This is a genomic window from Vibrio intestinalis, assembly GCF_025195085.2.
Classification (GTDB): domain Bacteria; phylum Pseudomonadota; class Gammaproteobacteria; order Enterobacterales; family Vibrionaceae; genus Vibrio; species Vibrio intestinalis.
On record NZ_JANAVY020000015.1, the window covers coordinates 78,058 to 104,227 of the forward strand.

The 26,170-nt window shown below is 42.6% G+C and carries 16 protein-coding genes and 1 pseudogene; 14 read left to right on the forward strand and 3 right to left on the reverse strand.

Annotated features, from left to right (window positions below; all coding sequences use genetic code 11):
• Nucleotides 1–490 precede the first annotated feature (490 nt).
• On the forward strand, nt 491–1,261 hold the full coding sequence (locus MU515_RS16365) for a hypothetical protein (protein ID WP_260261461.1): 771 nt from the start codon (nt 491–493) through the stop codon (nt 1,259–1,261).
• On the opposite strand, the gene MU515_RS16370 is transcribed toward MU515_RS16365, so the two are convergent.
• Both MU515_RS16370 and MU515_RS16375 read right to left on the reverse strand, forming a co-directional pair.
• Entirely contained in the window at nt 1,182–4,244 is a 3,063-nt protein-coding gene (locus MU515_RS16370; protein ID WP_260261462.1) for a glycosyltransferase family 2 protein, read from the reverse strand. The two genes, MU515_RS16365 and MU515_RS16370, sit on opposite strands and share 80 nt — an antisense overlap.
• Nucleotides 4,237–5,058, reverse strand: coding sequence for a glycosyltransferase family 2 protein (locus tag MU515_RS16375; protein ID WP_260261463.1), 822 nt, complete (start codon nt 5,056–5,058; stop codon nt 4,237–4,239). The genes MU515_RS16370 and MU515_RS16375 overlap by 8 nt, the downstream gene beginning before the upstream one ends.
• Before the next feature lie 135 nt (nt 5,059–5,193).
• Here MU515_RS16375 and MU515_RS16380 point away from each other — a divergent pair.
• Nucleotides 5,194–6,233 (forward strand): annotated as a pseudogene (locus MU515_RS16380) (NAD-dependent epimerase/dehydratase family protein).
• Here the strand turns inward: MU515_RS16380 and MU515_RS16385 are convergent.
• Nucleotides 6,230–7,090 carry a helix-turn-helix transcriptional regulator gene (locus tag MU515_RS16385; RefSeq protein WP_260261464.1) on the reverse strand — a complete coding sequence of 287 codons (861 nt, stop codon included), beginning with the start codon at nt 7,088–7,090 and terminating at the stop codon, nt 6,230–6,232. The pseudogene MU515_RS16380 and the gene MU515_RS16385 sit on opposite strands and share 4 nt — an antisense overlap.
• A 147-nt stretch (nt 7,091–7,237) precedes the next feature.
• On the opposite strand from MU515_RS16385, the gene MU515_RS16390 reads away from it, so the two are divergent.
• The 12 genes from MU515_RS16390 (at nt 7,238) to MU515_RS16445 (ending at nt 26,076) form a co-directional block, all read left to right on the forward strand.
• Nucleotides 7,238–8,515 carry a hypothetical protein gene (locus tag MU515_RS16390; protein WP_102426308.1) on the forward strand — a complete coding sequence of 426 codons (1,278 nt, stop codon included), beginning with the start codon at nt 7,238–7,240 and terminating at the stop codon, nt 8,513–8,515.
• A complete protein-coding gene (locus tag MU515_RS16395; RefSeq protein WP_260261465.1) occupies nt 8,505–9,074 on the forward strand; it encodes a DUF4194 domain-containing protein in 570 nt (189 codons plus the stop codon). Before MU515_RS16390 ends, MU515_RS16395 begins: the two co-directional genes overlap by 11 nt.
• Nucleotides 9,068–11,860 (forward strand): coiled-coil domain-containing protein, encoded by a 2,793-nt coding sequence (locus MU515_RS16400; protein WP_260261466.1) that lies wholly within the window; start codon nt 9,068–9,070, stop codon nt 11,858–11,860. The genes MU515_RS16395 and MU515_RS16400 overlap by 7 nt, the downstream gene beginning before the upstream one ends.
• On the forward strand, nt 11,857–12,729 hold the full coding sequence (locus MU515_RS16405) for a DUF7281 domain-containing protein (protein WP_260261467.1): 873 nt from the start codon (nt 11,857–11,859) through the stop codon (nt 12,727–12,729). Before MU515_RS16400 ends, MU515_RS16405 begins: the two co-directional genes overlap by 4 nt.
• 230 nt (nt 12,730–12,959) lie before the next feature.
• Complete coding sequence (gene hsdR, locus MU515_RS16410) at nt 12,960–16,442, forward strand: type I restriction-modification system endonuclease (protein WP_260261468.1); 3,483 nt, start codon at nt 12,960–12,962, stop codon at nt 16,440–16,442.
• 29 nt (nt 16,443–16,471) lie between these two features.
• Nucleotides 16,472–17,962: a class I SAM-dependent DNA methyltransferase gene (locus MU515_RS16415; RefSeq protein WP_260261469.1), complete on the forward strand. Its 1,491-nt coding sequence runs from the start codon at nt 16,472–16,474 to the stop codon at nt 17,960–17,962.
• A complete protein-coding gene (locus MU515_RS20060) occupies nt 17,959–19,440 on the forward strand; it encodes a restriction endonuclease subunit S (protein ID WP_260261470.1) in 1,482 nt (493 codons plus the stop codon). The genes MU515_RS16415 and MU515_RS20060 overlap by 4 nt, the downstream gene beginning before the upstream one ends.
• On the forward strand, nt 19,440–20,600 hold the full coding sequence (locus tag MU515_RS16425) for an AAA family ATPase (RefSeq protein WP_260261471.1): 1,161 nt from the start codon (nt 19,440–19,442) through the stop codon (nt 20,598–20,600). Before MU515_RS20060 ends, MU515_RS16425 begins: the two co-directional genes overlap by 1 nt.
• A 14-nt stretch (nt 20,601–20,614) precedes the next feature.
• Nucleotides 20,615–21,310, forward strand: a complete 696-nt coding sequence (locus MU515_RS16430; RefSeq protein ID WP_260261472.1) for a hypothetical protein — start codon at nt 20,615–20,617, stop codon at nt 21,308–21,310.
• Nucleotides 21,311–21,344: 34 nt separating this feature from the next.
• Nucleotides 21,345–23,153 (forward strand): AAA family ATPase, encoded by a 1,809-nt coding sequence (locus tag MU515_RS16435; RefSeq protein WP_260261473.1) that lies wholly within the window; start codon nt 21,345–21,347, stop codon nt 23,151–23,153.
• Complete coding sequence (locus MU515_RS16440) at nt 23,153–24,286, forward strand: hypothetical protein (RefSeq protein ID WP_260261474.1); 1,134 nt, start codon at nt 23,153–23,155, stop codon at nt 24,284–24,286. Before MU515_RS16435 ends, MU515_RS16440 begins: the two co-directional genes overlap by 1 nt.
• A 14-nt stretch (nt 24,287–24,300) precedes the next feature.
• A complete protein-coding gene (locus MU515_RS16445) occupies nt 24,301–26,076 on the forward strand; it encodes a DUF8426 domain-containing protein (RefSeq protein WP_260261475.1) in 1,776 nt (591 codons plus the stop codon).
• The last annotated feature ends 94 nt before the right edge of the window (nt 26,077–26,170 follow it).

Here is a 26,170-nt window from a genome sequence, read left to right on the forward strand (position 1 = left end):
CCGTATTTTAGTTAATTCGTTAGAACTCTTACAGATCAGTTGTGATCATCAAAAGATGTGTCGTTAATAACAGCAAAACAGTAAGATCGTTTTAATCGAGAGGCGATTAATTAGCCTCTCTTTTTTGTGTTTGCCCAGCAAGGCTGGCAAACCTGTAAGATTGAAAGAGATCTGAATCACCCAGACTGAGGGGGGAAAGAATCAGAATCGAAAGGGCGGTACTGACTAAAAGTGAGTTCTGAAGGATGTAATAGAAATTTAACGGTACACCACGCAAATGAATATAATTCTGTTCAGCGGGTGGGTAGCGTGCAAAATAGCGAGATGCCCGATACTTAGTCAAAACTGTTCAGTGTTTGAGGGTGGCGTTTCCGAGAGGGATCTAATGCAGTAACTTGGAAAGCCCGACATCACATAAGGGTAAACGTTGGAAGTATACAAGTTCAAGGTGTAAGCCTTAGTTATGACTTGATTGCAAAAGGTATAGAAAGTGGATGAATGGCATATTGTTGGCAATGGTCCGGGAGACTTAGTCATAAAAAAACATGAGAAAGTTATCCGATTTAATCAACCTTTGACCGTCGCTTCAAGCGCTGACTTGTTGATTACTAATAGTAAGTTGGCAGGTATCAAGACAGGCGTTCTTGTTCAAGGCGAAGTACCAAGCAAACTGTTTTGTGAAAAGCTAGAGGCTCATGGTAAGGAATTGGGAACCCTATTGGGGTGTAAACCTTCAATTGGTCTGCTCACTCTCAAGACAATGCTGGAATTTGGTGTCACGATAAATGTTAGTCGGATGACTTTGCTGCCTTCATTAGAGAGGCCCCTAGATTATAATAACCGGAAAGCGTTGCCGGCTGCATACCATAACTGGCTTGGAGAACGGCGTCTCGCTTCTGGTTGGATGGACAAATTAAATTGGCCAGGCTACGCAATGAAGTTAACACATTATGAGCCAGCCAATTGCACAACAAGTAATCGTATTTTGTTAAAGCTTCAGTCATTGCCAAGCTTACAAAAAGAAGAAGCGACTCAACTATTGAAAGGACTATCCGAGGTTGAGCCCATGACATGGTTCACGCATATTGATTCTTTAAGCTTAAAGACCTTAGAGCCACTGTTTTTTGTTTTAAGGGGGAGGGGCACCTCCCCAAACTGGTGGCTTTACGACAACGAATTGTCTACTGTGGTAAACCGTCTTCAAAAAAATCTGGCTTTGGCTCAACAAGCTCTACTTTTTTCTGAGAAAGTGTCGGCATAGACATAATCTCTTGAACCATTTGGTTATTGCGCTCTTTTTCATCTCGGCCCAGCTTTTTGCGCATGTGCCAATAGGTGTAGCCTGTGTCTAAGTAGATAGGGGCTTTTGCGAGTTCCGCCATAGGTAACATGGTTAAATAATCTGTAGCTGAATCGAACCACTCAGAGCTGTCTTCATGTTTGTAATACTCCTCAGGAACTTGTTCAAACAACGCTTTGGTGAAGGCTCTTAGGTGGCTCCATACATTCGCACCGGCAGCAAGCCTAGGACTAGTATAATCCGGCTGGTATAAATGCAGTGGTTTATTTGGGCGGAACATAGGCATCTGAATTAAGTCTGCTCCCTGTTTCTTGGCCGCATACAAAGCATCAACAACATTGGGTTGCATCAAGCAGTCATCTTGGTCTAACACTGCAACCAGGGTGCTAGGATCTTGGCAGATTTCTTTTATTGCCAATATAAAGTTTGGCATTCTCCCAGTATTAGAGCTGCGCCTTACTAAGGTGGTTTTAGCTTGTAGCTCATCTAACAACATTGGATAACACCAGTTATGAGTGGCGCTACTGGCATCGTCAATAAGGACAATACCAAAATTTTGATTTGTCTGATTCCGCAAAGAGTCTAGGCAGCGTCTTAGCAGGGCATGGTCTGTGTACTTACCTTTCAACAAAAAAACGACTTTTTCGCGCCTTTGCTCATATTGCCAATGAATGCCGGGTACCCAATCAAACTCCTCATGTTGCTTTGTAGGCTCTTTTCCCTGGGCAATTAGATCTCTCGCTAATGAAAGTTCCGAAAAGTGTTTGTGCTCGTTTCTAGGATGAACGTAGTAACTTCGTGGATCGCCACCACGTACAGCGCGAAGTCCTCTATGTTTCATTGCTTGCTGTAGTGCACGATGCCAAGTGTGAGTGAACTTGCCTTCGTCCAAAGGATTATCAATTGGTAGTTGATTACGAATCTTAGCAATATCTAAGAGTCCGAAACGGACTTCGGGAGCAAATTCACCAGGCTCTCCTTTATAAGGATTAAAACTAGAGCTGCTTTTGGGAATATTGAAGCCAACGGTAAGTACATCCCCTGGCTCACAGGCGTAAATCATGTCGGCAATATAATCATGGCTCCAATTTCGACGACCAATAAGCACGTCTAAATCGCACTGCAGTACATATTTAGTTGTAACTTGGTCAAGCCCCCAGAGTTGAGGGAATAAGGGAGCATTTTGACAGGTATGGGTTTCTGTGCACCTAGGTTGGGCAAACCATTTTTCGTACGTTCTATTTATGGCTGTTGCGTCTGAAGGGGAAACTAGTACGGAGTCAATTAGTCCATCGTCTTTTAGCTTCGCGGCTTGTTCAAGAACGGAGGCTAGGTTTGGGTTCGAATACTGACGTAAAAAATCCCCCTCGTGAGGATCAATCAGAAGAATTGTTTTTGCGAAATCAACTGGGTAGCGAAGCTGCGTTACGATATGTAGCACTTGGTCAGTAAGTAATTCAGCATCTTGTGCGCAGGCTTTAATCATTAGAGTTATAGCATCGCTCTTAAACGAGGCCATCGGCGTTAGTGCTTGGCAAGGTTCGAGGCATTGTGGATGAAGTTCTGTGATCAACTTGCGGTAAAACTGCTCGAATCCGGGAAGACCCAGTAAAGCATCATCTTGTCTTCGCCAACTCCGCCGACGCACGAGTTCTTCGTCAGCATTGGCCAGTATTCCAATAGAATAGAGGCGGGCGCACATATCCCGAAAGTGTGAGGAGGTTAGAGGCTGTATGTCCTTTCCGATATCAATATATTCCAAGTCTCCTTGTGGAGTGACAATTAAGTTATCTCGCTTGATGTTGAGAGTGCAAACTCCAGCGCGATAGAGTTTTTTCAGGTAATCTACAATGGATTTTTCGGAAAGTTTCTCGTTAGTTAATGCATTACTTTGGAAGAAGGTGCTGTACTGCCAAATTCCATCACACTTTCTCCAAGTCGCCGTCGGAATTGGAAGATCTTTTTCAGCGAGTAAGGTTCTCAGGCTTCGGACTTCGGCATCAGAAATAGCCCAAGGGTAAAACTCCTTAACCACTTGATTATGCTGTAGCCAAACCGCCCCCTCCATACCAACACCAAGCAGATGGCGATTGGTAGACAATAGAGTGCTCCATGTTCTTGCAACATAGGCAAGCCTTTTTCTCTGCTCTAGCCAAATTTCGTTAGTCTTATTTGTCTTTGTATCTTCTCCATCAAGAGAATAGATGGCATAAATAGGATAAGAACAAATGGCTACCTTAGAAGGATTTAGCATTAACAGTTTAGTGACCAGCCAGTGGTCTTCTGCACTTCTGATGTTTGGGTACCTGATACCCAGATTAGTCTTGAGTAATAAGTTGCATGACGGGAGCTCTTGTTGTTGCTTGGCAGAAGCAAAATCATCGATAAATCTCGTCAAACTTAAGTGATTACAGAGCTTGTTTGGATTTGCGATATTGTTATCTTGGAGAATCACATCTTCTTTTCTCAGCTTATTGCTTCCTAGAGCTGCTACTTTATCTGTATTACGAACAGCGCTCCATAATCCATGTAGGCTATCTTTAGCAAATAGTTCATCGTCAGCGTCCAATCTTGCAACCCACTGTATACATGGCTGTGTATCTGCCCAGTCTAAGAGAAGGTTTCTTGCTCTAGCAGGTGACCCGCACTCTGCTTGTAAAAGGGTAACAGATGGATGGTGAAGTAAAGCACTTGCTTCTGATGACCAACTTATACCGGAGCTATCATCCAGTACAACGATGCGTGCAACCTGCCTTTGAGTGAGACACTGATTTACAGCGCTGTTAAGTGCTCGAATGAGATATTGTGGTTGGTTTTTATGGGCAATGGCGATTACTACTTCAGCAGCGTCAAATTCTGGTGAGGAAGTGTGTAAAACTTGCAGATTACGATCGCATAAAATCTTAGTGTATTTAATAGGCGCACGCGAGTAGAAGTTAGCCATTGATACTCTCCAGCCGTTTTATTTCATCTAATATATCGTTCTTAGAGAGTGCAAACAGCTCTGCTGCGCGTTCGAAATAAATATCCATCTCACTTCGTGACATTTTCTCTCCATGAAGTTTTAGAAACTGCGCACTGCCGTGTAGTTTCTGTTTAGAGCCAGGGGCTGATAGCGCATCGGGTGAGTGATTGCACATCCAATCAACGGTCGCCAAATTGGTATAGCGAATGGTGGCCAAGCCTGACTCCAAAACTCGAATCGCAAAATCCTTGTCATTTCCACTAATTAAGCCGTCAGTGAAACCACCAATTTTGGTAGCAAGCCCAGTCTTAATAAAGGTATTTGAGCCTTGCCATCCTGGGTTACCAACGAGAAAGTCACTAGTCTCAAGAGCTTTGGGAATATTAGTAGAGACCGTTTTGTTATTTATCTTCACATTGATACCAGACAGAACGATATCTGCCGTTCCTTCTTCGCTGCTAAGTAGGCAAGAATATAGATGTTCTGGCTGCCAAACATCATCATCATCGATGATAGCGATATAGCTATTTGGAAAGTGATCAGATATATACTTGATACCGGTATTCCAACTACCAGCGGCGCCGGACGCACGTGAATTGTCCAACACATGCAGCGGAATACTTTTGAGTTCAGAGCGAAGGTTCAATACTTCATGCCGATCTAGTGAGCGTGTATCTGATACGAGCACAACAGCCTTAGGTTGGTATGTTTGATTGGTTACAGAAGGAAGCGCATGCGCAGAAACAAGTGAAAGCCTGGGCTTTGTAGCGATAAGAACAATGACATTATTCATTATTGGGACGTTGATTGATGATTAATTTGCTTATAATAAGCAACTTGATGAGTTCTTCATGTAACTAACTGACATTTATGAGTATTTGATCAACATTTTCACTCTTGATTTGTTTTTCCCAAGCACAGGAAGGCTATGAAAACATTTGTAACGGATGCTGCCGGTTTTATCGGTAGCGATAGTTGTCGCAGGCTTTGTGCTGATGGATACGATGTAGTCGGCGTTGATAACCTCAATGACTACTATGATGTGAACCATAAAAAAACTAGGTTGCAATGGGTTGGAGATGTAAGGTTTAGATTCCACCGTATGAGTGTCGAAAACTCAGATGAATTGAATCGTCTGTTCAATGAAGAACAATTTGATTGTGTGATTCACTTAGCTGGGTAGGCTGGCGTCCGTTACTCCTCGGAAGAGCCGATGGTCTATGGAGAGAGCAATCTCATAGGTTTTCTTCCAGTTCTAGAGGCGTGTCGAGCCTTTAACATTAAACACTTGGTGTACGCTTCGTTGAGCTCAGTGTATGGGCTGAACGATAAAATTCCGTTTTCAGCGAATGACAATGTGGATCACCCAGTTTCTCTTTATGCTGCAACTAAAAAGGCAAATGAGTTAATGGCTCATAGCCACTCTCAAATGTATGGGTTACCAACGACAGGACTACGTTTTTTCAGCGTTAACGGTCTTTGGAGTCGGCCGGATATGGCATTGTGCAAGTTTACAGAGGCAATGATTGAAAAAAAGCCAATCGATGTTTTCAATAACGGAGAGCTATATCGGGACTTTACTTACATCGATGACGTTATAGAAGCAGTAGTTCGAGTAACAAAGATAATTCCAAAGAAGGACCAAGAGTGGCTAAAAGTTAATGAAGCCATTGCACAAAGCTCAGCGCCATATCAGATTTTTAATGTCGGTAGCGGGGCTCCCGTCAAACTCACAAAAATGATTGATTTGTTGGAATATCAACTGGGAGTGTCGTCGATAAGGCAATTGAAGACAATGCAGGTAGGTGAAGTGACTACTACTTACTCTGATGTAAAAGAGCTTTTTGATGAGATTGGTTTACGCCACAAGTACCACTCCACGAGGGCGTTACAGCTTTTGTGGAATGGTCTAAGTATTATCGGCTAAATTCTCAACAGCAATTTAAGAATGTTCCCAAGTGCACTTAAAAAATCAAATACGGCTTTAGCTCCTCAAAGTTCCCCACAATAACCTGCTGACCTTTAGGGTTTGAATCCAGCACACTAATATCGATATTGTAAGTATCGAGAACGTAGCGAACCAACGCAGCATTAGTTGGAATCGTGAGTGTGCTATTTTCCATACCGTAGTCATGGGCAACGACAGCGGCCTGAGCTTCTGTCAGTCTCGGGTCCGGCATCAACTCAATAGCGAGGGGAGTATTCCATCGGTCATCGTTGGACTTCCCCATTACATTTTTAGCCTCAAGGCATGGGATACCTCTTATGCGGCTGAGCACAAAATCGCGATAATCTTTAGCATGTTCGCAGTAAGCTCGAACATGCCACCTTAGGGGCGTACAAACCAATGTATGTGGTGAAATAATCCGTTCGACTTCAAGACCGTCTTTGAGTGATGTGTAGCTTATATCGACACGTTTTTTCTCCCGTATCGCCTGTACCAAAGGACGTAATACTTGTGGTGATATATTACGAGTAATAGGACGAATCATCGAGACACTATCAAACCCCATATCGAGTTCTTTAAATGTGATTGTCATATCTTCGCTTCTCGAAAGAATGTGCAAATATTCATCAGCATGCCCCTTTGTTACACGTGGGCTAAAGCTATCACTGGGCTTGTAGCCTTTCAGCTGCTTATCATAAACAAGGTTTTCTGGTGCGATATCGGTTAGATAGGTGTTGATGTCTTTCGAAGCTTGCTGTCTGCCAATACCAAAGCTCTTAATCAGGTGATTGGTTGTTAAACGGCCTTCCCACAACGCAATAATCTCAATCATTCGATATCGAAACAGAAGATCCCACCGAATTGGCCATTTACTCATTATTTGATTCCTGTCTACTTATGCGACGTGTGTATGTAATCAGTATTTACCTGTAGCTAATAGCGATATATTGTGTCAGTGGTAATGAATAGTCAACCAAGTAGTTCGTTTTGTTCTTTCTATTAGATACGTATGAAGTAGGTTTAAATGGCCACACCTAAGAGTCTCACTTTTCAGTTACATCAACATTGGGAGGTGGTTGAGCAGTTAACTCGGCTTTCGAGAGAGTTTCCAGCGTTTGAGTTGAGAGTTCTTGAACAGGTGATTAACCAGTACAAAAGTAAAAATACGGAAAGTAATACTGTGCTCACCAGCCTTGTTAATGCAGATATATTGCAGCCTATCAATCGCAGCAGCGACTATCAGCTAAACACGCTCGTTGTGGACTTTGTCAGAGGCTTAACCCAGGAGCATGAGTTAGGTCTATCAGCGATACTTAAAGCGCGTGTTGATGCGATTAAAGACGCCACCAGCCAAGTGTTAGAAGGGCTTGATGTGGCGGACAACGATTTACTTCGTACTGGCGCGAACAGGCTGTCGGAACTGGTTAGAAAAATTACTCAACAGTTAACCCAGGATAAACAAGCCATATTTGAAATAGCAGAATTGGCGAAGTCTGCGGACACTAGTGTCCCAATTGAGCGTCGTTACCGTGAAGTGTTGGAAGTGTATGACCAATACGTAGAACCCATGAACGAAATGATGGATAGCGGTCTTGGAGGTAGTTTCTACCCCTTATTAGAAAAGGCGGAAGAAGCACTCGATACTGCCGTTGACATACTTTCCATGCGTGGATCTTTGTATCAACAAAGACTGGCAATGCGTCAGATAGCTTATCAAGTCAAAGATCTTCGATACCAAGGACGAGTCGTTGCTCAGCAATGTGCCGATACTTTGTTGCCATTAAGAGAGGAAGCCAGACAACACAATCAACTTTCAGCGGTGATTAGCAAGCAGCTAAGCCAAGTTCGTAAAAAGGGTTTAGCGCGAGGACTGAATGCCAAAGGTTTGCCTATGTGGAAAAGTAGCCGCGTGACTAAAATTCAATTGGGTAATGAAGTTCGTGAGTTGATGGCAGAGTTCTTGGACTTTGAACCTAGCTCTATACCGTTCCCGGATGAAGAGGAAGCGACTGAAAGTCCAATGATCAACTGGGTTGATGAAGAGCTTCTGAGGGAACAACTTGCTGATTCGCTACCAGTCGCGAATCTAATGACGTGGCTCAGAGGAAACTATCAGCACCTACCAGATACCGAGCTGTTGCGAGTCTATCACGAGCTTGTTCGTGATCCTCAGTGGCAAAGCACGTTAGGGGCGAGCTCAAGTACTACAGCGTTGAACACAGTAGCCGTAACCTACCACCCTCACGAAATAAAGATGTTGACTGGCTCAACAATTGCCAAGGATGTTGATAATGCAAAATAGCAAAATCGATTTAAATGAGCTAGCTCATCTGACTGAGCTATTTAACCTTTTTAACTCTGGTCGGCATCTCAACCGCTCGACGGATGCTGCTCTATGGCATGAGCTAGAACAGCAAGCAGAGCAGTACCAGTACCTATTTGCTAACTTAGGTTTTGACTTGCGCATTGATGGCCGGGGTTTTGCTTGGTTCCATGATGAAGATGGTAGCCAGAACATCAATAAACAATCACGCCAGTTAGCACTATTGCTCATGGTGATATTTGACCATCAAGCTGATAGCGGCCGCTCCCTCGGTCAGTTTTACCAATGGACGATTGATAATGCCTTGCTAGATGAGGTCTACGAAAAGCATCAAGAGCTTTTGGATGCAGAAGAGCTCGACCAAGATGGACTAGCAAAGATATTCGACAACGCAGTGCGAAAAGGCTTTGCCGCTCAAGATAACAATCATTGGCGTTTACTGCCTTCGGTACATCGCTACTTAGACCATTTCGAAGCTATTACTGAACAAAAATCCGGCAGCGACTTGGCCGCTTATGAGGAGGATGAATCATGCTAAGTTACGGTTTCCAACGTTTAGCGTTAATTGGCAGTGCTGGCTACCAGCGCGCTGAACTTCCTCTTGATGACTCTGTGTCATTAATTGCGCCAAATAATCATGGCAAAACAAGCTTAATCAATGCACTTCAGTTTCTGCTCATCATCGACCAAAGAAGGATGGATTTTGGCTCTCATTCATTAGAGAAGGCTCGCCGTTTTTACTTCCCAAATAACAGTGCTTTCATCTTGCTAGAAGTCATCCTGCCACAAACCGGCACCGTGGTGTTTGGCTGTGTTGGTAAAGGGGTAGGTTATGACTACGAATACTTCGCTTACAAAGGTGAATTAAACCTAGATGATTTCCGAATGGATGATGGAAATATCGTTGCCCAACCGAAGTTAGTCAATCACTTAGCGACAAAAAAACATCGAGTCTATAAATTCAATGATAAAGAGTTCAGACACTCGATTTATGGTGGTGCAAAAAGTAAGAAAAACGGCGACATCGATTTTACGGTGTTTAAACTTGAACATGTAAGTGACGCACGTTCGTTCCAGCAAGTCCTCACCAAAACGCTTCGGCTCGACAAGCTAAACTCCAGTGATGTGAAAGACTACTTGTTAAAGATATTTAGTCGAGAGCTACCGAATTCTAGCATCGATTTTAAGCAGGAGTGGGAGAAAGCATTTCAAGACATCAATCTAGAACGCGAGCAGTACCTAGCAGCCGTTAACAATCTGGAAACGATTCAAGAGCTTGAACAAAAGTTTGAGCGTACCTTGTCGCTGCGAGGAAAGATCGCCGCATGCCAGCCGAAGGTTAATGAATTGCTGCAGGATTGGCATGGTCATGTTCAAACGCAGACTGAGAATCTATTAACGCAAAAAACTAAGCTTGAGCAAACACAACGTGAGCTCCGAAGCCAAGATATCGCCCGTGCAGGAGAGCGTACAGACTTAATCAATAAACTGGAAGAGTTAAACCGTATCGAGAAACTGCGACAAGAGTTGGAAGGGCGGTTTACCTTGATCCCGGATCAATCGTTTTTAGAGAGTCAATTGAAAGCTGCGGAGCAGAAATATGATGCTCAGGCTGCCTTGTGTGTTCAATCACAGCGGTCGTCTTCTGCTGCGATTAGCAAACAGTTGAAAGAGAGAGAAGATCAGCTGCAAAGGTTGCACTCTCAACATCAAACTTTGGGTGACAATTTATACCTTCATCTTTCTAAAGTGCTTAATGTAAATGAGTTAGAAAAGCTGAACAAAGTGCTTAGCCAACGAGTAATGCAGCTGCCACCTTCGCAGTATTCGTTTGATATCAATCAGCTTCGACAAATGCTCAATGGTGAACCTTCTGAGCAACTTTCGCTTTCAGGTTTAAAACTTTCCCTTGAGGAGCTTATTCCTCAGCATGTTCAAAAAACAGAGCAGGAGCTGGTGGAGGAAATAGACGATGTTAATAAGCAAATAACAGAACTCAAACAACTGCTTGAGGCAAGTAAAGAAAGTGAGGCTGCTGAGAGGAAGAAGAACGAATTAAATAGCGTAGTAAAAAAGTGTGAACAGGACTTGAGGGACCACGAGCAGCTGCAACAATTAACAAAAGGCCAGGCACAGCGAACCGAACTAAGACTGACGTTTGATAGTCAGCTGGTAGCGATTAATACCGAGCTTGATAGCGCGGATAAGAAGTACAATGAATTGGCACAGCAAATCGGAGAGATTACGGATAAGCTAAATAAGTTTGCTTCAGATGATGGACTTGTTGAAAAGCTGAAAAATCAAAGAATTGATGATCAAGCGCTGTTTAACGCTCTTTCGGAGCAACCCCATACGCCTTGGATTACTGTGGATGAATGGTCTCTGGAATATCTACCCGTTCGCCTTGAACAATACATCGAGAATTGTAAAGACCTCGATAAGTTGTCCAAAGAATTGCGCCAAATAAAATATGACTTAGCTCAAAAGGGGCTTACCAAGTTCCAGATGGCTCAAACTCAGGATGAAGAGTTAAAAGGCATTATTAAATTCAGTCATTGTTTGGATGATGAGAAGAAAGCGTTGGAAAGGCGTGCTCGATCGGCAGTAGTCAACGTCACTGCGAGTTTAAGAGAGCTGCGCAGTGGACTCTATGCACTACAAAGTAAGATGAAGGAATTTAACCGGCTAATCAGTCACAGGCAGTTATCGGATCTCAAAACTTTCAAGATTGAACCCGTTGAAGAGAGTCAGCTTGTTGATGCGATGAATGTACTAATCCAGCAAGCAGAGCAAACAGCGAGTGGTCAGAGTTTCGAGCTGTTTGATCAAGGTAGTATTCTTGATGATGTGGAGTTAGATCGAGCGAAGAGCCTGTTGATTGAAGAAGGTAATGCTCGCCAAGGCCTAAGAGTGGCAGATTTGTTCAGGCTTGAGTTTGTCGTTGCCAAGCAAGGCCAGCAACCAGAGTCATTTGAAGATATCGATAGTGCGGCTTCTAACGGAACAGTATTGATGGCTAAGCTTGTGACTGGTCTGGCAATGCTTCACTTAATGCAAGACAAGCGCCACCAAATGAAAGCGGTATGTTACTTGGATGAGGCGTTGGCCCTAGATACCAAGAACCAAGCTAACTTGATAGAGATTGCTAATCAGTTCGGTTTTGCATTGATTTTTGCCTCACCAGCACCGTTAACCACGGCTCGTTATTGTGTGCCTATCCACCAGGCTAATGGTAAGAACCACATCAGCAAAAATAGTTGGCAGATTTTCGAACCAATTGAGAGCCAAGAATTGTCGCAACCACAAGTGGAGCCATCATTATGAGTCAGGCATTGGTTAAAGCTCTAACGCGACTAGTCGATGTTTATCCAGATTCCGTCGCCGGAACTGTAATGACGCCATCTCAGAAGAAGCAGCTTGATGAGTTCAGCCGTAAAACTCAGAGTGTACAAGTTACTCCTAAAGGGCGTGGCGTTGTCTACGACATTCTAGATATGGATGTCGTTAAAGTCACACTGGATCAGTTGGCACCAAATCAAAACGTGTCTCCATCTGCTCCGCAAAGAGCTGTAAACATAGCCTCCACACGAAGCAGCAAACAAGGAAGAGTAGGTCACAATGTCACCTATGTGCTGGCTAAAACGGTTGCAAATCCGCTGTGGGAGGTTTCTGGAATACTAACTGAGCACTTAAATATAGCGACAGAAGAGTTTGGCGTTTTTTCCCTTGAAGTGGGTGGAGAAAGAAACAAGAACCTTCAAACTCATCATTCTATTTGGCTGGTGGAGAACCAAGCACTATTTGACAGACTAGATTGGTTGCCCAATAACGAACCCACTACCGTTATTTGGTACCGAGGACAGCTACACAACAAGCTGATTGATTGGCTATCTGTGCATGAAAGGTCACCGATTGTCTACTTTTTTGCCGATTATGACGGTGTAGGGCTGAATAACTTCCGACGCCTAAAAGAGAAGCTAGAAACTAGAACCGAATTTTGGGTGATGCCTAACTGGAAGGAACTTTTGAACCGTTATGGACAAAACCAGCTTTGGGTTGATACGGCACGTGAATTTGACTCTTTTGAGCGAAACAGCCAAACACTTTTAGAAGAATCTACAGAGGTGCGAGAATTGGTAATGGAAATGAAGAAGCATGGCTTAGCTTTGGAACAAGAGGCTGTGTGGTTATAAACTGCAAAGGGGCAATTTCTAATATCAGTTTCCTTACCTACTGTAAAAGTAAAAACTCAAGAATACTGTGCTTTGTGAAGTATTTTAGCTGAGAACTGAAACTTCATATAAAGCCTAAATTAGGTAGAAATAACCACTTAACTTTATGAATTAACTAACAGTCTTAAACATAGTAAGATGTTAGTCTAGTTGCATTTAAAGCCTGTTGGATGTGGTGAAAGGAACTTTGCGTGGATAAAAGTAATTTTGAGTTTTTAAAGCATCATGATGAATTGCTGTTTCAATTAGCAAATCGAGCAGAGCAATGTTTTGTTCCTGCCCCTAATACTACTTTGGTAAAGATTCGTCAGCTAGGGGAAGCATTAGCACAGAATGTTGCTGCGCGTGTTGGTGTTCGATATGGCAAAGATGAAGATGGACGAGATATCAGACAAGTCGATCTCTTACGGAACCTTGGGTACAAACTCACTCTCGATGCGCGTATTAGCGATTCTTTCCATACCATCAGAAAGCTTGGTAACTCTGCTAACCACGATTTCACTTCTTCTAGTCACAGAGATGCGTTAAAAGCTTTGGTGCTAGGGCATGCCCTTAGTGCTTGGTACCATACTCTGTTTGGAGGCTCTCGCGCAAAAGGCTTTAGGCCTGAGCCATTCATAAAACCTCAAGACCCATCTGAACATGTAAGACAGCTCGAAGAAAAACTGCAAGCGTTAGAAATTGCGCAACAGAGAACCTCAGAACGATTAAAAGTCGCTGAAGAACTCAAACAAGTTGAAGCTGAAAAAGCTCAAGCGCAGAAAATGCGAGCTGAGCAGATGCAGGCAGAAAGCCAGTTATGGGAAGAGGTTGCAACTGAACATGAAGCGACACTGTCTCAATATCGCAAGAAGATGGATGATGCTAACGTTCTTTATTTGGCTGGCTTTAAGAAGCAGAGTTCAGATGAGCAAGCCAAGCTTATTGGTAAGATTGAAAAGTCACGTTTGGAGCTAAATGAAGAAGAAACTCGTGTACTGATTGACGAGCAACTCAATGATGCGAATTGGAAAGCAGACAGCGTAAACCTTAAATATTCAAAAGGTGCGAGGCCAGTTGCCAATGAGAACCGTGCGATAGCAGAATGGCCGACTAATTCCGGCCCGGCTGATTACGTTTTATTTATGGGCTTAACTCCTGTTGCAGTGGTAGAAGCGAAGAAAAGTGCGAAGAATGTCTATGGCGCAATTGACCAAGCGAAGCGTTATGCCAAAGGCTTAGCCAATAAAGGTGGGATTGTTATTGAAACCACTTACGGTGAGTTCAAAGTGCCAGTCGTTTTCGCGACTAATGGTCGACCTTACTTAGAACAACTAGAGCAAGAGAGCGGTATTTGGTTTTTAGATGTTAGAGACACGACTAATCGCCGAAGAGCACTGAAAGGTTGGTACTCGCCTAGTGAGATTAAAGCCTACCTTCGTCAAACGCCACAACAAGCAGAACAAGAGCTTGACCAGATGGGGTTTGATTACGATCTAAAACTACGTGACTATCAGGTTAAGGCAATTCAATCAGTAGAACAGGCGATTAAGCAAGGTAAGACGAACGCGTTGGTAGCAATGGCAACCGGGACCGGTAAAACTAAAACCTGTATTGCTTTAGTGTATCGCTTGCTCAAAGCAGAACGTTTTCGCCGAATTCTGTTCTTGGTTGATCGTTCTGCTCTTGGCGTTCAGGCAACCACTGACTTTGGTGAAGTGCGCCTAGAGAACTTAAATACCTTTGCCGATACATTCGATGTTATTGGTATGGAAGCAGATAAACCACCAGTCGCTAAGCCTGAAGACGATACCAAAGTCCATGTCGCTACTGTACAAGGCTTAGTGAAACGTATTTTGTACCCGAATGATGGTGATACCAAACCAGGCGTTGGTCAATACGACTGTATAGTGGTTGATGAATGTCACCGCGGCTATTTACTTGACAGGATTCAGAGTGAGACGGAACTAGAGTTTCGTGATCAAAAAGATTACCAATCCAAGTACCGTGCAGTTTTGGATTACTTTGATGCCTTCAAAATTGGCTTAACTGCCACGCCAGCGCTGCATACGGTAGATATCTTTGGTGAACCTATCTTTAGTTACACCTATACGGAAGCGGTTATTGATGGCTATCTTAACGATCACCTACCACCGATAAGAATTCACACCAAGCTTGCAGAGCAGGGCATTCATTACGATATCAACGAAGAAGTTCAGGCTTACAACGTAGAAGACAATACGATTGAAAAATATCGTACGCCAGATGAACTCGATTTCGATGTATCGCAATTTAACAAGAAGGTGGTGAGCCCAAACTTCACCAAAGTCGTGACCAAATGGCTCATAGAAAGTGATGCCATTAACCCTTACTCTGAAGCGAAAACGCTCATATTCTGTGTAACGGATAAACACGCTGATCAAGTCGTCGAAGCCCTAAAAGAAGCGTGTGAACACTATCATGGTGAGGTGGAAGACGACGCCATCCAAAAAATCACCGGAGCATCGGATAAGCCATTAGAAAAAATCCGTCTGTTTAAGAACGATCGTTTACCCAATATTGCGGTGACGGTGGATTTATTAACCACAGGGGTTGATGTTCCCAGAATTTGTAATCTGGTCTTCCTGCGTCGTGTGAATAGCCGAATCTTGTTTGAACAGATGTTGGGCCGCGCAACCCGTTTATGTGATGAGATCGCCAAGGGACCATTTAGAATCTTTGACGCGGTCGATATCTATACTCAGCTTGAAGATGTGAACAGCATGAAACCTGTCGTTACCAACGTGAATATAACGTTCAGCGATCTCGAGAATGAAATGACGCAAGTCGATGAGGAAGAACTGCAAACGTTGGCAAAAAATCAGTTCATCGCCAAGCTTCAGGTTAAACGCCGTCATTTGACTGACTCTCAGCGAGAAGATTTTGAAACCATTGTCGGCCAATCCCCTGAAGACTTTATTCAAGATCTGAAGAGTCGACCAGTTGACGAAGTTGCAGAGTGGTTTACCAAGCATCCGGGCTTAGGCGAGCTATTGGATAGTAAAGTGATCGGAGGAGGTAACCGCCCACCGGTGATAATTTCAGATCATAGCGACGAGGTGACCAATGTCACTACAGGTTACGGTGATGGGCAAAAACCATCCGATTACCTGCAAGCATTTAGTGATTTTGTTAACGCCAACAGCAACCGTTTGATCGCAATTCAAACAGTTGTGCAAAAACCTTGGGAATTAACAAGAAAAAGCCTAAAAGAGCTGGCAATTGAGCTTGAAAAGAACCGCTTTAGAGAACAAGATCTGCAAGTTGCGTGGAACGAAGTAAAAAACGAAGAAATCGCCGCTCGAATCATCGGCTTTATTCGTCAAGCTGCGCTCGGCGAGCCTCTTATCCCTTTTGAGCAGCGAGTAGAAAAAGCGCTTGAAACCATGTTAGCGAGTCAGGAGTGGAAAACACCACAAAAGAAATGGTTAGAGCTTATCGCCAAACAGATGAAGGCCACCACTATTGTTGATTTGCCAGCGTTGGACCAAGGCATCTTCAAGCAACAGCAAGGCGGGTTGAAACGCGCCAACAAACTTTTTGAACAGCCTGTAGAGGATGTTCTTTTACAATTTAACAAAGCATTGTGGCAATCAGTTGATCAAACGTCACCTGATGAGACAATCAAATCACAGCCACAACAACAATCAGCTTAAGCTGGTCAATACAATAGGTAGTAAATTTAATGAGTACTCAAGATCTCGTCGCCAAACTATGGAATTTATGTAACTTACTCCGTGATGACGGTGTGACTTACCATGAGTACCTTAACGAGCTCACTTACCTTATATTCCTTAAAATGGTAGAAGAGACGGGCCAAGAGGAATTACTGCCAGTAGGCTACCGTTGGGAAAATCTAGAAGCCTATAACTCAGCGACTCGTCTAGAAGAGTACCAAAAGCTGCTAACACAGCTAGGCTACAATGGCTCTCGCATCACTCAAGCGATCTTCAAAAATGCCAGCACTGTTATCCGCAAACCAGCAACGCTAAATAAGCTGGTGGTAGAAATCGACAAGCTTGATTGGTACAGCGCCAAAACCGAAGGTTTGGGCGACATGTACGAAGGATTGCTAGAGATCAACGCCGGTGAGAAAAAATCGGGTGCTGGCCAGTACTTTACGCCGCGAGTGCTTATCGACGTGATGGTAGATCTAATGAAACCAACATTAGACGATGTCATTGTTGATCCGACCGCAGGTACCGGTGGCTTCTTGATCAGCGCACACAACTACTTGGAAGAGCACAACGATATACAAGAGTTAGAGCCAGCACCTTACGATCGATACCAGCATAAAACCTTCTTTGGCATGGAGTTGGTTCAAGACACGCATCGCTTAGGCATGATGAACCTAATGCTGCATGATCTTGCCGTAAACGATAAAAACTCCGGCATTCTATTTGGTGATACCTTATCTAACGAGGGCAAAGCACTACCACCAGCGAGCTTAATTCTTGCTAACCCGCCATTTGGCACTAAGCAGGGCGGCGGCGTACCAACCCGTGATGACTTGGTTCATTACACCAGCAACAAACAGTTGGCGTTTTTACATTTGATGTACCACAAAATGCTAAAACCAGGTGGTCGTGCAGCGGTTGTGCTTCCAGATAACGTATTGTTTGAAGGTTCAACAGGTCAAACTATCCGTAAAGACCTAATGGAGAAGTGTAACCTTCACACCATCTTGCGTCTGCCAACTGGTATCTTCTATGCCGCTGGGGTAAAAACCAACGTCTTGTTCTTCTCTAAACCTGAAGACGTAACTCAAGATAAAGGTCAAACCCAAAACGTATGGGTGTATGACTTGCGCTCTAACATGCCTAAGTTTGGCAAACGTACTGTACTGACTAAAAAGCACTTTGATGAGTTTTATGAAGCAGTTGGCAGTGATTTAACTCAGGTCGATGAAAAAGCTCGCCAAAACTTCCTAAGTAAGCACAAAGATGACATTGATGGCTGTCGCCTGCGCTGCTTTAGCCGTGATGAAATTAAAACTAAAGATGAATCATTAGACCTGAGCTGGATTCGTGATGAAAACAACGAAGACGCTTCAAAGCTACCCGCGCCAGATGTGTTAATCAATGAAGCATTGATTGAAATGGCAGGGGCAATGGAAGAGCTAAAAGCGATTTTGGCAGATTTGGATTCAGCAGAAAGTGATGAGGTGTCTCTGTGAGTGAGTTACCAATAGGGTGGATAGAAACAGAGCTAGGAAATATTACGGAAGTACAAAGTGGTGTTGGTTTTCCTAAAAAATATCAAGGTGTAATTGATGCCGAATACCCAGTGTACAAAGTCGGTGATCTATCTAAGGCGTTTGTTCACAGCTCTGGCTTACTTAGTAAGTCCGATAACTATGTTTCGTTAGATACATTGTTATTGATGAAAGGTAAAACTTTTGAAGTGGGGTCGACATTATTTGCAAAAATTGGCGAAGCGTTAAAGTTAAACCGACGTGTAATAGTTGAGAGACCAGGAATCGCAGATAATAATGTTATGGGTGTAAAGGCTTTCTATAATGAAGCTGATAAATATGTCTATAGATATCTGCAATATTTCGATGTTGCATCATTGTCACGATCTACGACTGTGCCGTCAATTAGGAAAAGTGACGTTGAAGAGATTACAATTCCGTTGCCACCATTAAACGAACAAATTCGCATTGCCAACAAGTTAGATTCTATCCTTGCCAAGGTCGACAAAGCCCAAGCTCGCTTAGATCAGATTCCTGCAATTTTAAAACGTTTCCGCCAATCAGTATTGGCTGCTGCAACGTCTGGGGCGTTGACGAAAGAGTGGCGTGAGGAAAACCCAAGTCAGCAGTTGATCGATCTGGATGAGTTAACTAGTTTAAAAGAAAGTCTTATTAAGCAGAAGCAAGTAAAGAAAGACTTAATTGTTGAAAAAATAGATGGCGAAGGGCTCCCCGACTCGTGGGTGACCGTGAACCTTGGTGGCTTAGCATCAAAAGTTACAGATGGTGAACATAAAACTCCGAAACGCGCAGAAAGTGGCAGATTCCTTCTATCCGCACGAAATGTCCGAGATGGAAGAATTGACTTAAGTAAAGTTGATTATGTCGGAGATGAAGAGTTTGAGAAACTTAGAAAGCGATGTGATCCTAATAAAGGGGACATTCTTATCTCTTGTTCAGGTTCTGTAGGGCGCATTGCACTTTGTGACTGTGATGATGAATACGTCATGGTAAGAAGTGCTGCATTGGTTAAGACCGATTTAACCGAACAGAATAACACTTACCTTATGTATGTTCTTCAGTCACCTAGGTTGCAAGATATTATTGTTGAAAAATCTAAAGCAACAGCGCAGTCAAATTTGTTTTTAGCGCCGATCAAAGAGCTACCAATCCCTTTAGCCCCTGTATTAGAGCAAAGTGAGGTAGTTAGAAAGGTCGAAGCTTTATTGGCCAAAGCTAATAAAGTTGAAAAACAATACCTAGATGCTAAAGCTCGCTTAGACCGCTTAACTCAATCGATCCTAGCTAAAGCTTTCCGAGGCGAGCTGGTTCCGCAAGATCCAAATGATGAACCAGCAGACAAACTGTTAGAATGCATTGTCGCAGAAAAAGAGCTGAGTAAGCCGAAAAAGATCACTCGCAAGCGCGCCACCAAAGCAAAAACGTCAGAGAAGGAATAATGAACCAAATGAATCACTCACTCTCTTTAGTTAACATCAAAGCCAACAACTTTAAGTCGCTGGTGGACTTTTCACTGCCGTTTAGCAAATTTAATTGTTTAGTGGGATTAAACGGTTCAGGTAAATCCACCGTATTACAATTTATTGATTTTCTCTCACAGCAAGTGAGTGGCGATATCGATGAGTGGCTGAGTAGCCGTCAGTGGAGTGCGAGAGATCTTAACTCGACGTTAACTAAGCAGTCCAATATTACTTTTACCGTAGAACTTTCTTACGCGGGTAGACCCGTTATTTGGGAAGGCAGTTTTAATCGAAAAGAGCTGTACTGCACTTCTGAAAAAATAACTTGGGATAGTAAAACATTACTTAACGTAAGCGATGGGAAGTTTGCACTACCGACTGAAGAGCTTCAATCTCCTATAACTTTTGACTATCAAGGTTCTATCCTTTCTCAGATAAGAGACAAAACGCTTCCAAAAGAGTTAATAGAGTTCAAAACATTTTTCAATCTACTTAATGCTTTAGATATGCTTTCTCCGGAGAAGTTAAGAGATCATCATGTAAGAGGTAATACGTTAGGGTATGGCGGCAAAATGTTACCTGCTTTTCTTCTCGATATGAGTAAAAGCGAAAGGTCTAATTTGCTTAACAACCTTCAAAAGCTATATCCGAAATTGAACAAGATCGACACTTTAGTGAATAAAACGAATAGTGCAGTGAAGATTGAAATTGAAGAAAAGTTTGGTGAGAAGATCATAAAAACAGAAGCCAGACACATCAATGATGGCTTACTGCGTTTTATGGCGATCTTTGCACAGCTTACCCAAAAGCAAAGTGCGCTGCTGCTTGATGAAATCGAAAACGGTGTCAATCCAGAGCTTATAGAAAAGCTAGTCGACAGCTTAGTTGAAGCCAATACCCAGGTGATAGTCACCACTCATAGCCCTATGATTCTTAACTACATGGAAGATGATGTAGCTAGAGCAGGTGTGGTTTACCTCTATAAAAATGCTCAAGGTGCGACGCAAGCTATTCGCTTGTTTGACCTTCCTTCAATGCAACGTAAGCTGAAGTTCATGGGGCCAGGAGAGGCATACGAAGATACGATACTTGAAAATCTAGCTCCAGAAGCCGCGACAGTTCAACTGATTAGCAACTAAAGAGGGCAGAACGCATGTATTTAGTTGTTAGCGGTGAAGGTGAAACCGACATCGGTAAAAGTAACGAGTCAATAGGACCTCTTAGTAAGCTAATAGACAAGTTTATTGAGCCATATTCGGGCTTCTCACTTCTCGATGCGGATCTGCTTGAAGTGGTTCATGAGTCTGAAATCACCCGTATTTCTAAAGATAAAAGAGTTATCAAATCTCTCTCTAGAAGTGGCAAAAAACAAGGTAAGGAAACAAGAGAGTTTTATCGAGCGGCAAGGGCATTGGCACATGTCGCATCTAACCCTGAAAGGCAACCAAGCTTAGCTGTGTTATTCCATGACTCCGATAGCAACAAATGGTCAGATTATCAAACTAAACGCCAATCTATGATTACTGGCTTTGAAGCTCAAGAGTATCAAAATGGCGTGCCGTTTGTTGCTCAACCAAAGTCAGAAGCTTGGCTAATCTGCGCATTAAAATATGGTTATCAACATTGTGGCCCCCTTGAAGAGCGCTCTGGTAACGACGACTCGCCAAAATCTTTAAAAGCAGAGTTAGAAGCACATCTTGGTGAGCCAGCAACTCGTGTAACGCTCAATGAGCTCGTAGACGAAGGTCAAATAGATTTGGCTCAAATTACCGATATGAAGTCGATGACTGATTTTCAGGAGTCAATGAAAGAAGTACTAGGGCGAATGCTGGGTAGAGCAATCGAGTAGAAATTTTCATCATCATTAAATAATAAGAACAAAAATGAGATTAAATAGGCTTAAGTTAGTTGGTCGATACAAATCGATCGTAGGAACAGAACAGCAACCTTTCATCTATACCTTTAAGCCAAATAGCGAGGGCTATTCACCGATATGCTTGGTTGGCTTAAATGGTTCCGGAAAATCAAATTTCATTGAATTAATCGCCGATATCTTTGGTTACGCGGACAGGTATTTCAACCCGCAGTATGAATGTACAGAAGACCTTACCTATGATTTTGAAATCGAGTACCAGATTACGGGCGGTTCAGCCTTAAGGACGGTATTGCTCAAATGTACCGATTCGAAACTGAAGATGCTTTATATCGAGGGTGAAAGACCACTCAGCTATGGCACCAATGAGCTAGAGAATTACCAATTAGACCAGATGGTCGAACTGTTGGGTATTTTCAATGAAGTTCAAAGCGATTTTCATGAAATGCTTCCTACTAATGTGATTGCTTACTCTTCAGGACATAATCAGGGGTTAAGCTCGGTGTTTGCAAAGACCCAACTCCAATATTTTGATGTGATCCGAAAACAAGGTGTCTTCTATCGAGAATATAAACCAAGATATGATGAAGTAATGGAAGAGCAGGACGCTGAAAATGATGCGGTTTGGGAAGGATTATCGAAATACGTAAGGGGTGTTTACCGAAAGAATTCAGGGTTGTTTAGTGTTCCACGGGCTTATCAAGATGACCTAAAGTCTTACTTTAACTTCCCTGAGGAGCCACTTGAAGCAAGAGAGTCCAGATTACCTGTTGGTTTATTTGCAGACCATTCTCTAAACAATGTCTTTTTTGTTTATTTAATGGTTTGCCGTGGTGCAAATAAAACTAAGTCTAAAGCCTTCCGTAGATTTATTTCTGATAACGTTAATATTAATGGTGTTTGTAGTTTTGAGATGGACTTGCGATTAACTGAATATAAAGAGTTTGAAGCAATAGGAAATATTGTTAGAAGGCTTACAGAGTTAAGTTGCGAATCGTTAGGACAACCAGTTCCACTTATCGACGAAGATATCAGTGCGTCACCAAAGCTACGATTTAAAGTAGGGCGAAAATTCTTCAAAGCTATGGATCGGTTATACCTTGATGAAACTGTTTTTTTAGAGCATTTGCTAACACTTCATCATTTAACGGCAAGAAGATGGAGTTACGATGAAAAGCGTACGTTAAGAAGTAGTAAGTATGAACGAAACGTACCTAGTGTATCTGGTGGCCTGATGCCAATGCGCCTCTTGAATATAGAAGTCTCGCTCCAAGATCCTCATGTAATTACCACATATGACAGAATTAGTGATGGTGAACATCAGCTCATTCAAATTGTCGGTTCCTTAATATTGTTCGGTGACCAGCAATCCCTGTTTATCCTTGACGAGCCAGAAAGTCATTTCAACCCAGAGTGGCGTATTGAGTTTGTCGATATCATTAATAGGTACGTTGGCTTATCAAAGTTAGAGCTAATCATCTCAACACATTCGCCTTTTGTCCTTTCAGCATGTAAATCTGAGCGCGTGCTTCACTTTCAGAAAAACCTTGAGGGATGTGTAGCGATTAATCCTATTCGTGACAAAGAAACCTATGGCTCTTCTTTTGATTCATTACTTTCGTCTGTTTTCGGGTTAGAGGTTCTTATTTCAAAAAGACCTTTAGATGAGATACGAGAAGTACTATCGCAATATGACAATGGTGATCTTACTAGTGCAACAGCTTTGGAACAACTAGAGAGATTTGGCCAATCATTCGAATTAAATTACAGAAGGAACAAAATTCGAAGAGAGTTGGATGATCTGGGAGGTGAAGAATAATGCTCTGGCCCGTAGTAAAACCACCGAAATCAAGTTTGTACTGGCTTGATGAGGTTCATAAAAACTTCTATTTGTTGATGTTTCAAGGGGAAGAGGTCGCGGATTGTTTCCCTGCTGAATTTAGAACAGTTCTAGATGCGAGTGCCAAAACAAATACATATTTTGTGAATGTTTATCTTGAATACAATCAGTTATCAGGTGCGCATAAGGCGTCTTTTCAACAAATATATGATCAGCAGATAAAAATAGTACCACTTTATTCAGATGCTCGGATCGCACTATTGAAGCCTAAGGTAAATGCTCCAGGTTCAACCGAGCACAAGGAGTTATGGAAAGCGTGTAAGAAGCTTGGTGGTTACTTATATTCAACAACGTTAGGGTTGAAGTGTTTTAGTGATTCACTGGTTGAAAAGTTCGATGATGTCGAACTCTCAGATATGCATGAACACTATCAAGAGTTTAAAAGATTAAATACCCCAATATGTTCGTTCTGCGGTTTATCATCGATGACTGCTGAAGTACTAATAGAGCCTGAAGATGGAGCTGATCTGCCAGAAGAGAAGCAGAGACGTGCCTCTTATGACCATTACTTACCTAAAGCTCATTACCCGTTCTTAGCTGTAGATTTTAATAATCTCATTCCTTGTTGTGATACTTGTAACGAAGACTTCAAAGAAGAAAAAGACGCACTTACTGATGATGATGATGAGCGTTCGCTTTCTTTTGTTCCTTACTCTAAAGAGCAAGTCCAACTTAGGGCAACCTATTTAAAAAGGATGGGTGACTTTTATAAAATGAGAGTAGGAATTCTAGCTACTGGGTGCGATATAGAAAAAAAAGGTAAGACTTGGAATCGAATCTTTAAGGTACAGGGACGTGTAAATCATTTGTTAGATGAGTCGTTCACTGAGGAATGGCTTGCCCCTTTATTAGCTGATGTTGAGCAGGTTGAAGATGCCAAACTCAAACTTCAACGTGAAGCGGATAGGCTTGATGCTAAGAAGACAACTAGGAAAGAGGTTTATTATAAAGCTTTAAGCTTTTCACATTTAGCTGGTTCAGATGATGAAGTTGTCGAAGATCTACTTCTTGCAGTTAAAGATATCTATGAACCCAGACGTAACGCGTTATAAGTAAGGACTACAAATTGGCTATTTATTGTGGTGACAAAAATTCTACTCATTTACTTAACAATATGTCGGAGTTCAAAGAGCGTTGTTTTATTCAAGGTCGCTCTCTTTTCACGGGACGCGACGTGTGGAATTCACTAACGTGCCAAGAGCTCATTGATTATTTTGTTGAAAATTTAGATGAAGGTGATGGTGACTTTTTTGAAAAGTTAGAAACTCAATTGGCAGATGCTTCCCCAGAAGCCAAAGTACTGGCGTCTGAAATGCTGTGGTTGATGTTTCTTTGCCCGAGCAATACGGGGCCTGAATCTAAACGCAGGGGTATTGAACGCGTATTTTCCTGGAGTGGGTTCGAGATTACCCCAGATTCCAAGCAAAAGTTCCTTTCTGACCACGCTTTAACTGGAATTGGTAGTGCTGGCACTGCATACAATACACTCCGCTGGCGTGAGCTTGTTTATGTTATCGGGTTGGTTGAAGCTTTGCTAAAGCTCTCTGAACTGGAGAGAAAAGAGCTTTTGAATGATGGTGAACGCATGCCTCAGTGGCTGGAGTCTATTTCAGAAAATGGCACGAGACAGTTTCGTCATATGTTTTTATATCTACTGTTTCCAGAGGCCCATGAGCGTATCTTCGGTAACACGGACAGAAAATCTATTTTAACAACTTTAACCGATATCACGAGTGCCCAATATGATCGAATGGATACAAAAGATGCTGACGCTAAACTGTTGGCACTAAGGCAATCTTTTGAAGGGGAGTTCGGGACCAAAGAACTTGACTACTATGTCGAGCCGTTGCGCTCGAAATGGAAGGAACCTAAGCCATCGTCCAATAATAAGGTCAACGATCCAGCGCAGGAGTATGATGTGAAGAGTAATGATAAACCTCAACCGCTTAATACGATACTTTATGGGCCACCGGGAACAGGTAAAACCTACAATACAATTAATAAAGCTCTAGCGATTGTTGATCCTGAATTTTACTATTCACATTGTGAAGATCGAGACGCTATCAAAAAGCGATTCGATGAACTTCTTAAAAGCAATCGCATTGGTTTTGTCACTTTCCATCAGAGCTTTAGTTATGAAGACTTTGTGGAAGGCTTGAAAGCGACGACAGAAAACAATCAGGTCAATTACGAAATCGAAGATGGTATTTTCAAGCGTTTGTGTGAATCTGCCCGTGCTAAACCGACTATAAAAGCAGAACAAGATCATGTTGATATTAGTGGTCGTAAAATATGGAAGATGTCGTTAGGTGACATTGCTGGTGAAGATGCTTTTATCTATCAGCAATGTATCGATAACGGCTATGTTCTTTTAGGTTATGGTTATGACATAGATTTCTCTGACGCCACCGATCGTAAGCAAGTGGCTCAAACCTACCGCAGCAACAATGTGGCAATTGAGAACGAAAGCTATGACTATCAAGTTACATCAGTAAACAAATTCAAAAATGAGATGGCTATGGGTGATCTCATTGTCGTTTCAGATGGTAACCGTAAGTTTCGTGCGATTGCTGAAATTACCAGCGATTATTATTTTGATAACTCAGCTATCGATGATGTTAGCTATTCTCAAGCAAGAAAAGTTACTTGGCACAGAGTGTACGAACCATCACTACCAGTTGATGAATTGTTTAAGAAGAACTTGTCTCAAATGACTTTGTATCGACTGTATGAGTCGACCATCGATACTGAGAAACTCCAAGTAATATTACAAGGTGGTGATGAAACAGGAAATCTCGCGCCAAGACAAACCATAGGTAAGGGCGCGAACGTACTTTGTTAAGCTGATGTAAAGAGAACTTTTGCTCTATAATCTTTGTCCCACGTAGCCTTATTCATCTTCCTTGGTACAGACACGCTCCCTTCTGACTTCCTGA

Excerpts from the sequence above, each read along its gene's own strand:
- MU515_RS16370 (WP_260261462.1), bottom strand. The coding sequence starts at position 4,244 with ATGGCTAACTTCTACTCGCGTGCGCCTATTAAATACACTAAGATTTTA.
- MU515_RS16375 (WP_260261463.1), bottom strand. The coding sequence starts at position 5,058 with ATGAATAATGTCATTGTTCTTATCGCTACAAAGCCCAGGCTTTCACTT.
- MU515_RS16385 (WP_260261464.1), bottom strand. The coding sequence starts at position 7,090 with ATGAGTAAATGGCCAATTCGGTGGGATCTTCTGTTTCGATATCGAATG.
- MU515_RS16390 (WP_102426308.1), top strand. The coding sequence starts at position 7,238 with ATGGCCACACCTAAGAGTCTCACTTTTCAGTTACATCAACATTGGGAG.
- MU515_RS16395 (WP_260261465.1), top strand. The coding sequence starts at position 8,505 with ATGCAAAATAGCAAAATCGATTTAAATGAGCTAGCTCATCTGACTGAG.
- MU515_RS16400 (WP_260261466.1), top strand. The coding sequence starts at position 9,068 with ATGCTAAGTTACGGTTTCCAACGTTTAGCGTTAATTGGCAGTGCTGGC.
- MU515_RS16405 (WP_260261467.1), top strand. The coding sequence starts at position 11,857 with ATGAGTCAGGCATTGGTTAAAGCTCTAACGCGACTAGTCGATGTTTAT.
- MU515_RS16415 (WP_260261469.1), top strand. The coding sequence starts at position 16,472 with ATGAGTACTCAAGATCTCGTCGCCAAACTATGGAATTTATGTAACTTA.
- MU515_RS16425 (WP_260261471.1), top strand. The coding sequence starts at position 19,440 with ATGAACCAAATGAATCACTCACTCTCTTTAGTTAACATCAAAGCCAAC.
- MU515_RS16430 (WP_260261472.1), top strand. The coding sequence starts at position 20,615 with ATGTATTTAGTTGTTAGCGGTGAAGGTGAAACCGACATCGGTAAAAGT.
- MU515_RS16435 (WP_260261473.1), top strand. The coding sequence starts at position 21,345 with ATGAGATTAAATAGGCTTAAGTTAGTTGGTCGATACAAATCGATCGTA.
- MU515_RS16440 (WP_260261474.1), top strand. The coding sequence starts at position 23,153 with ATGCTCTGGCCCGTAGTAAAACCACCGAAATCAAGTTTGTACTGGCTT.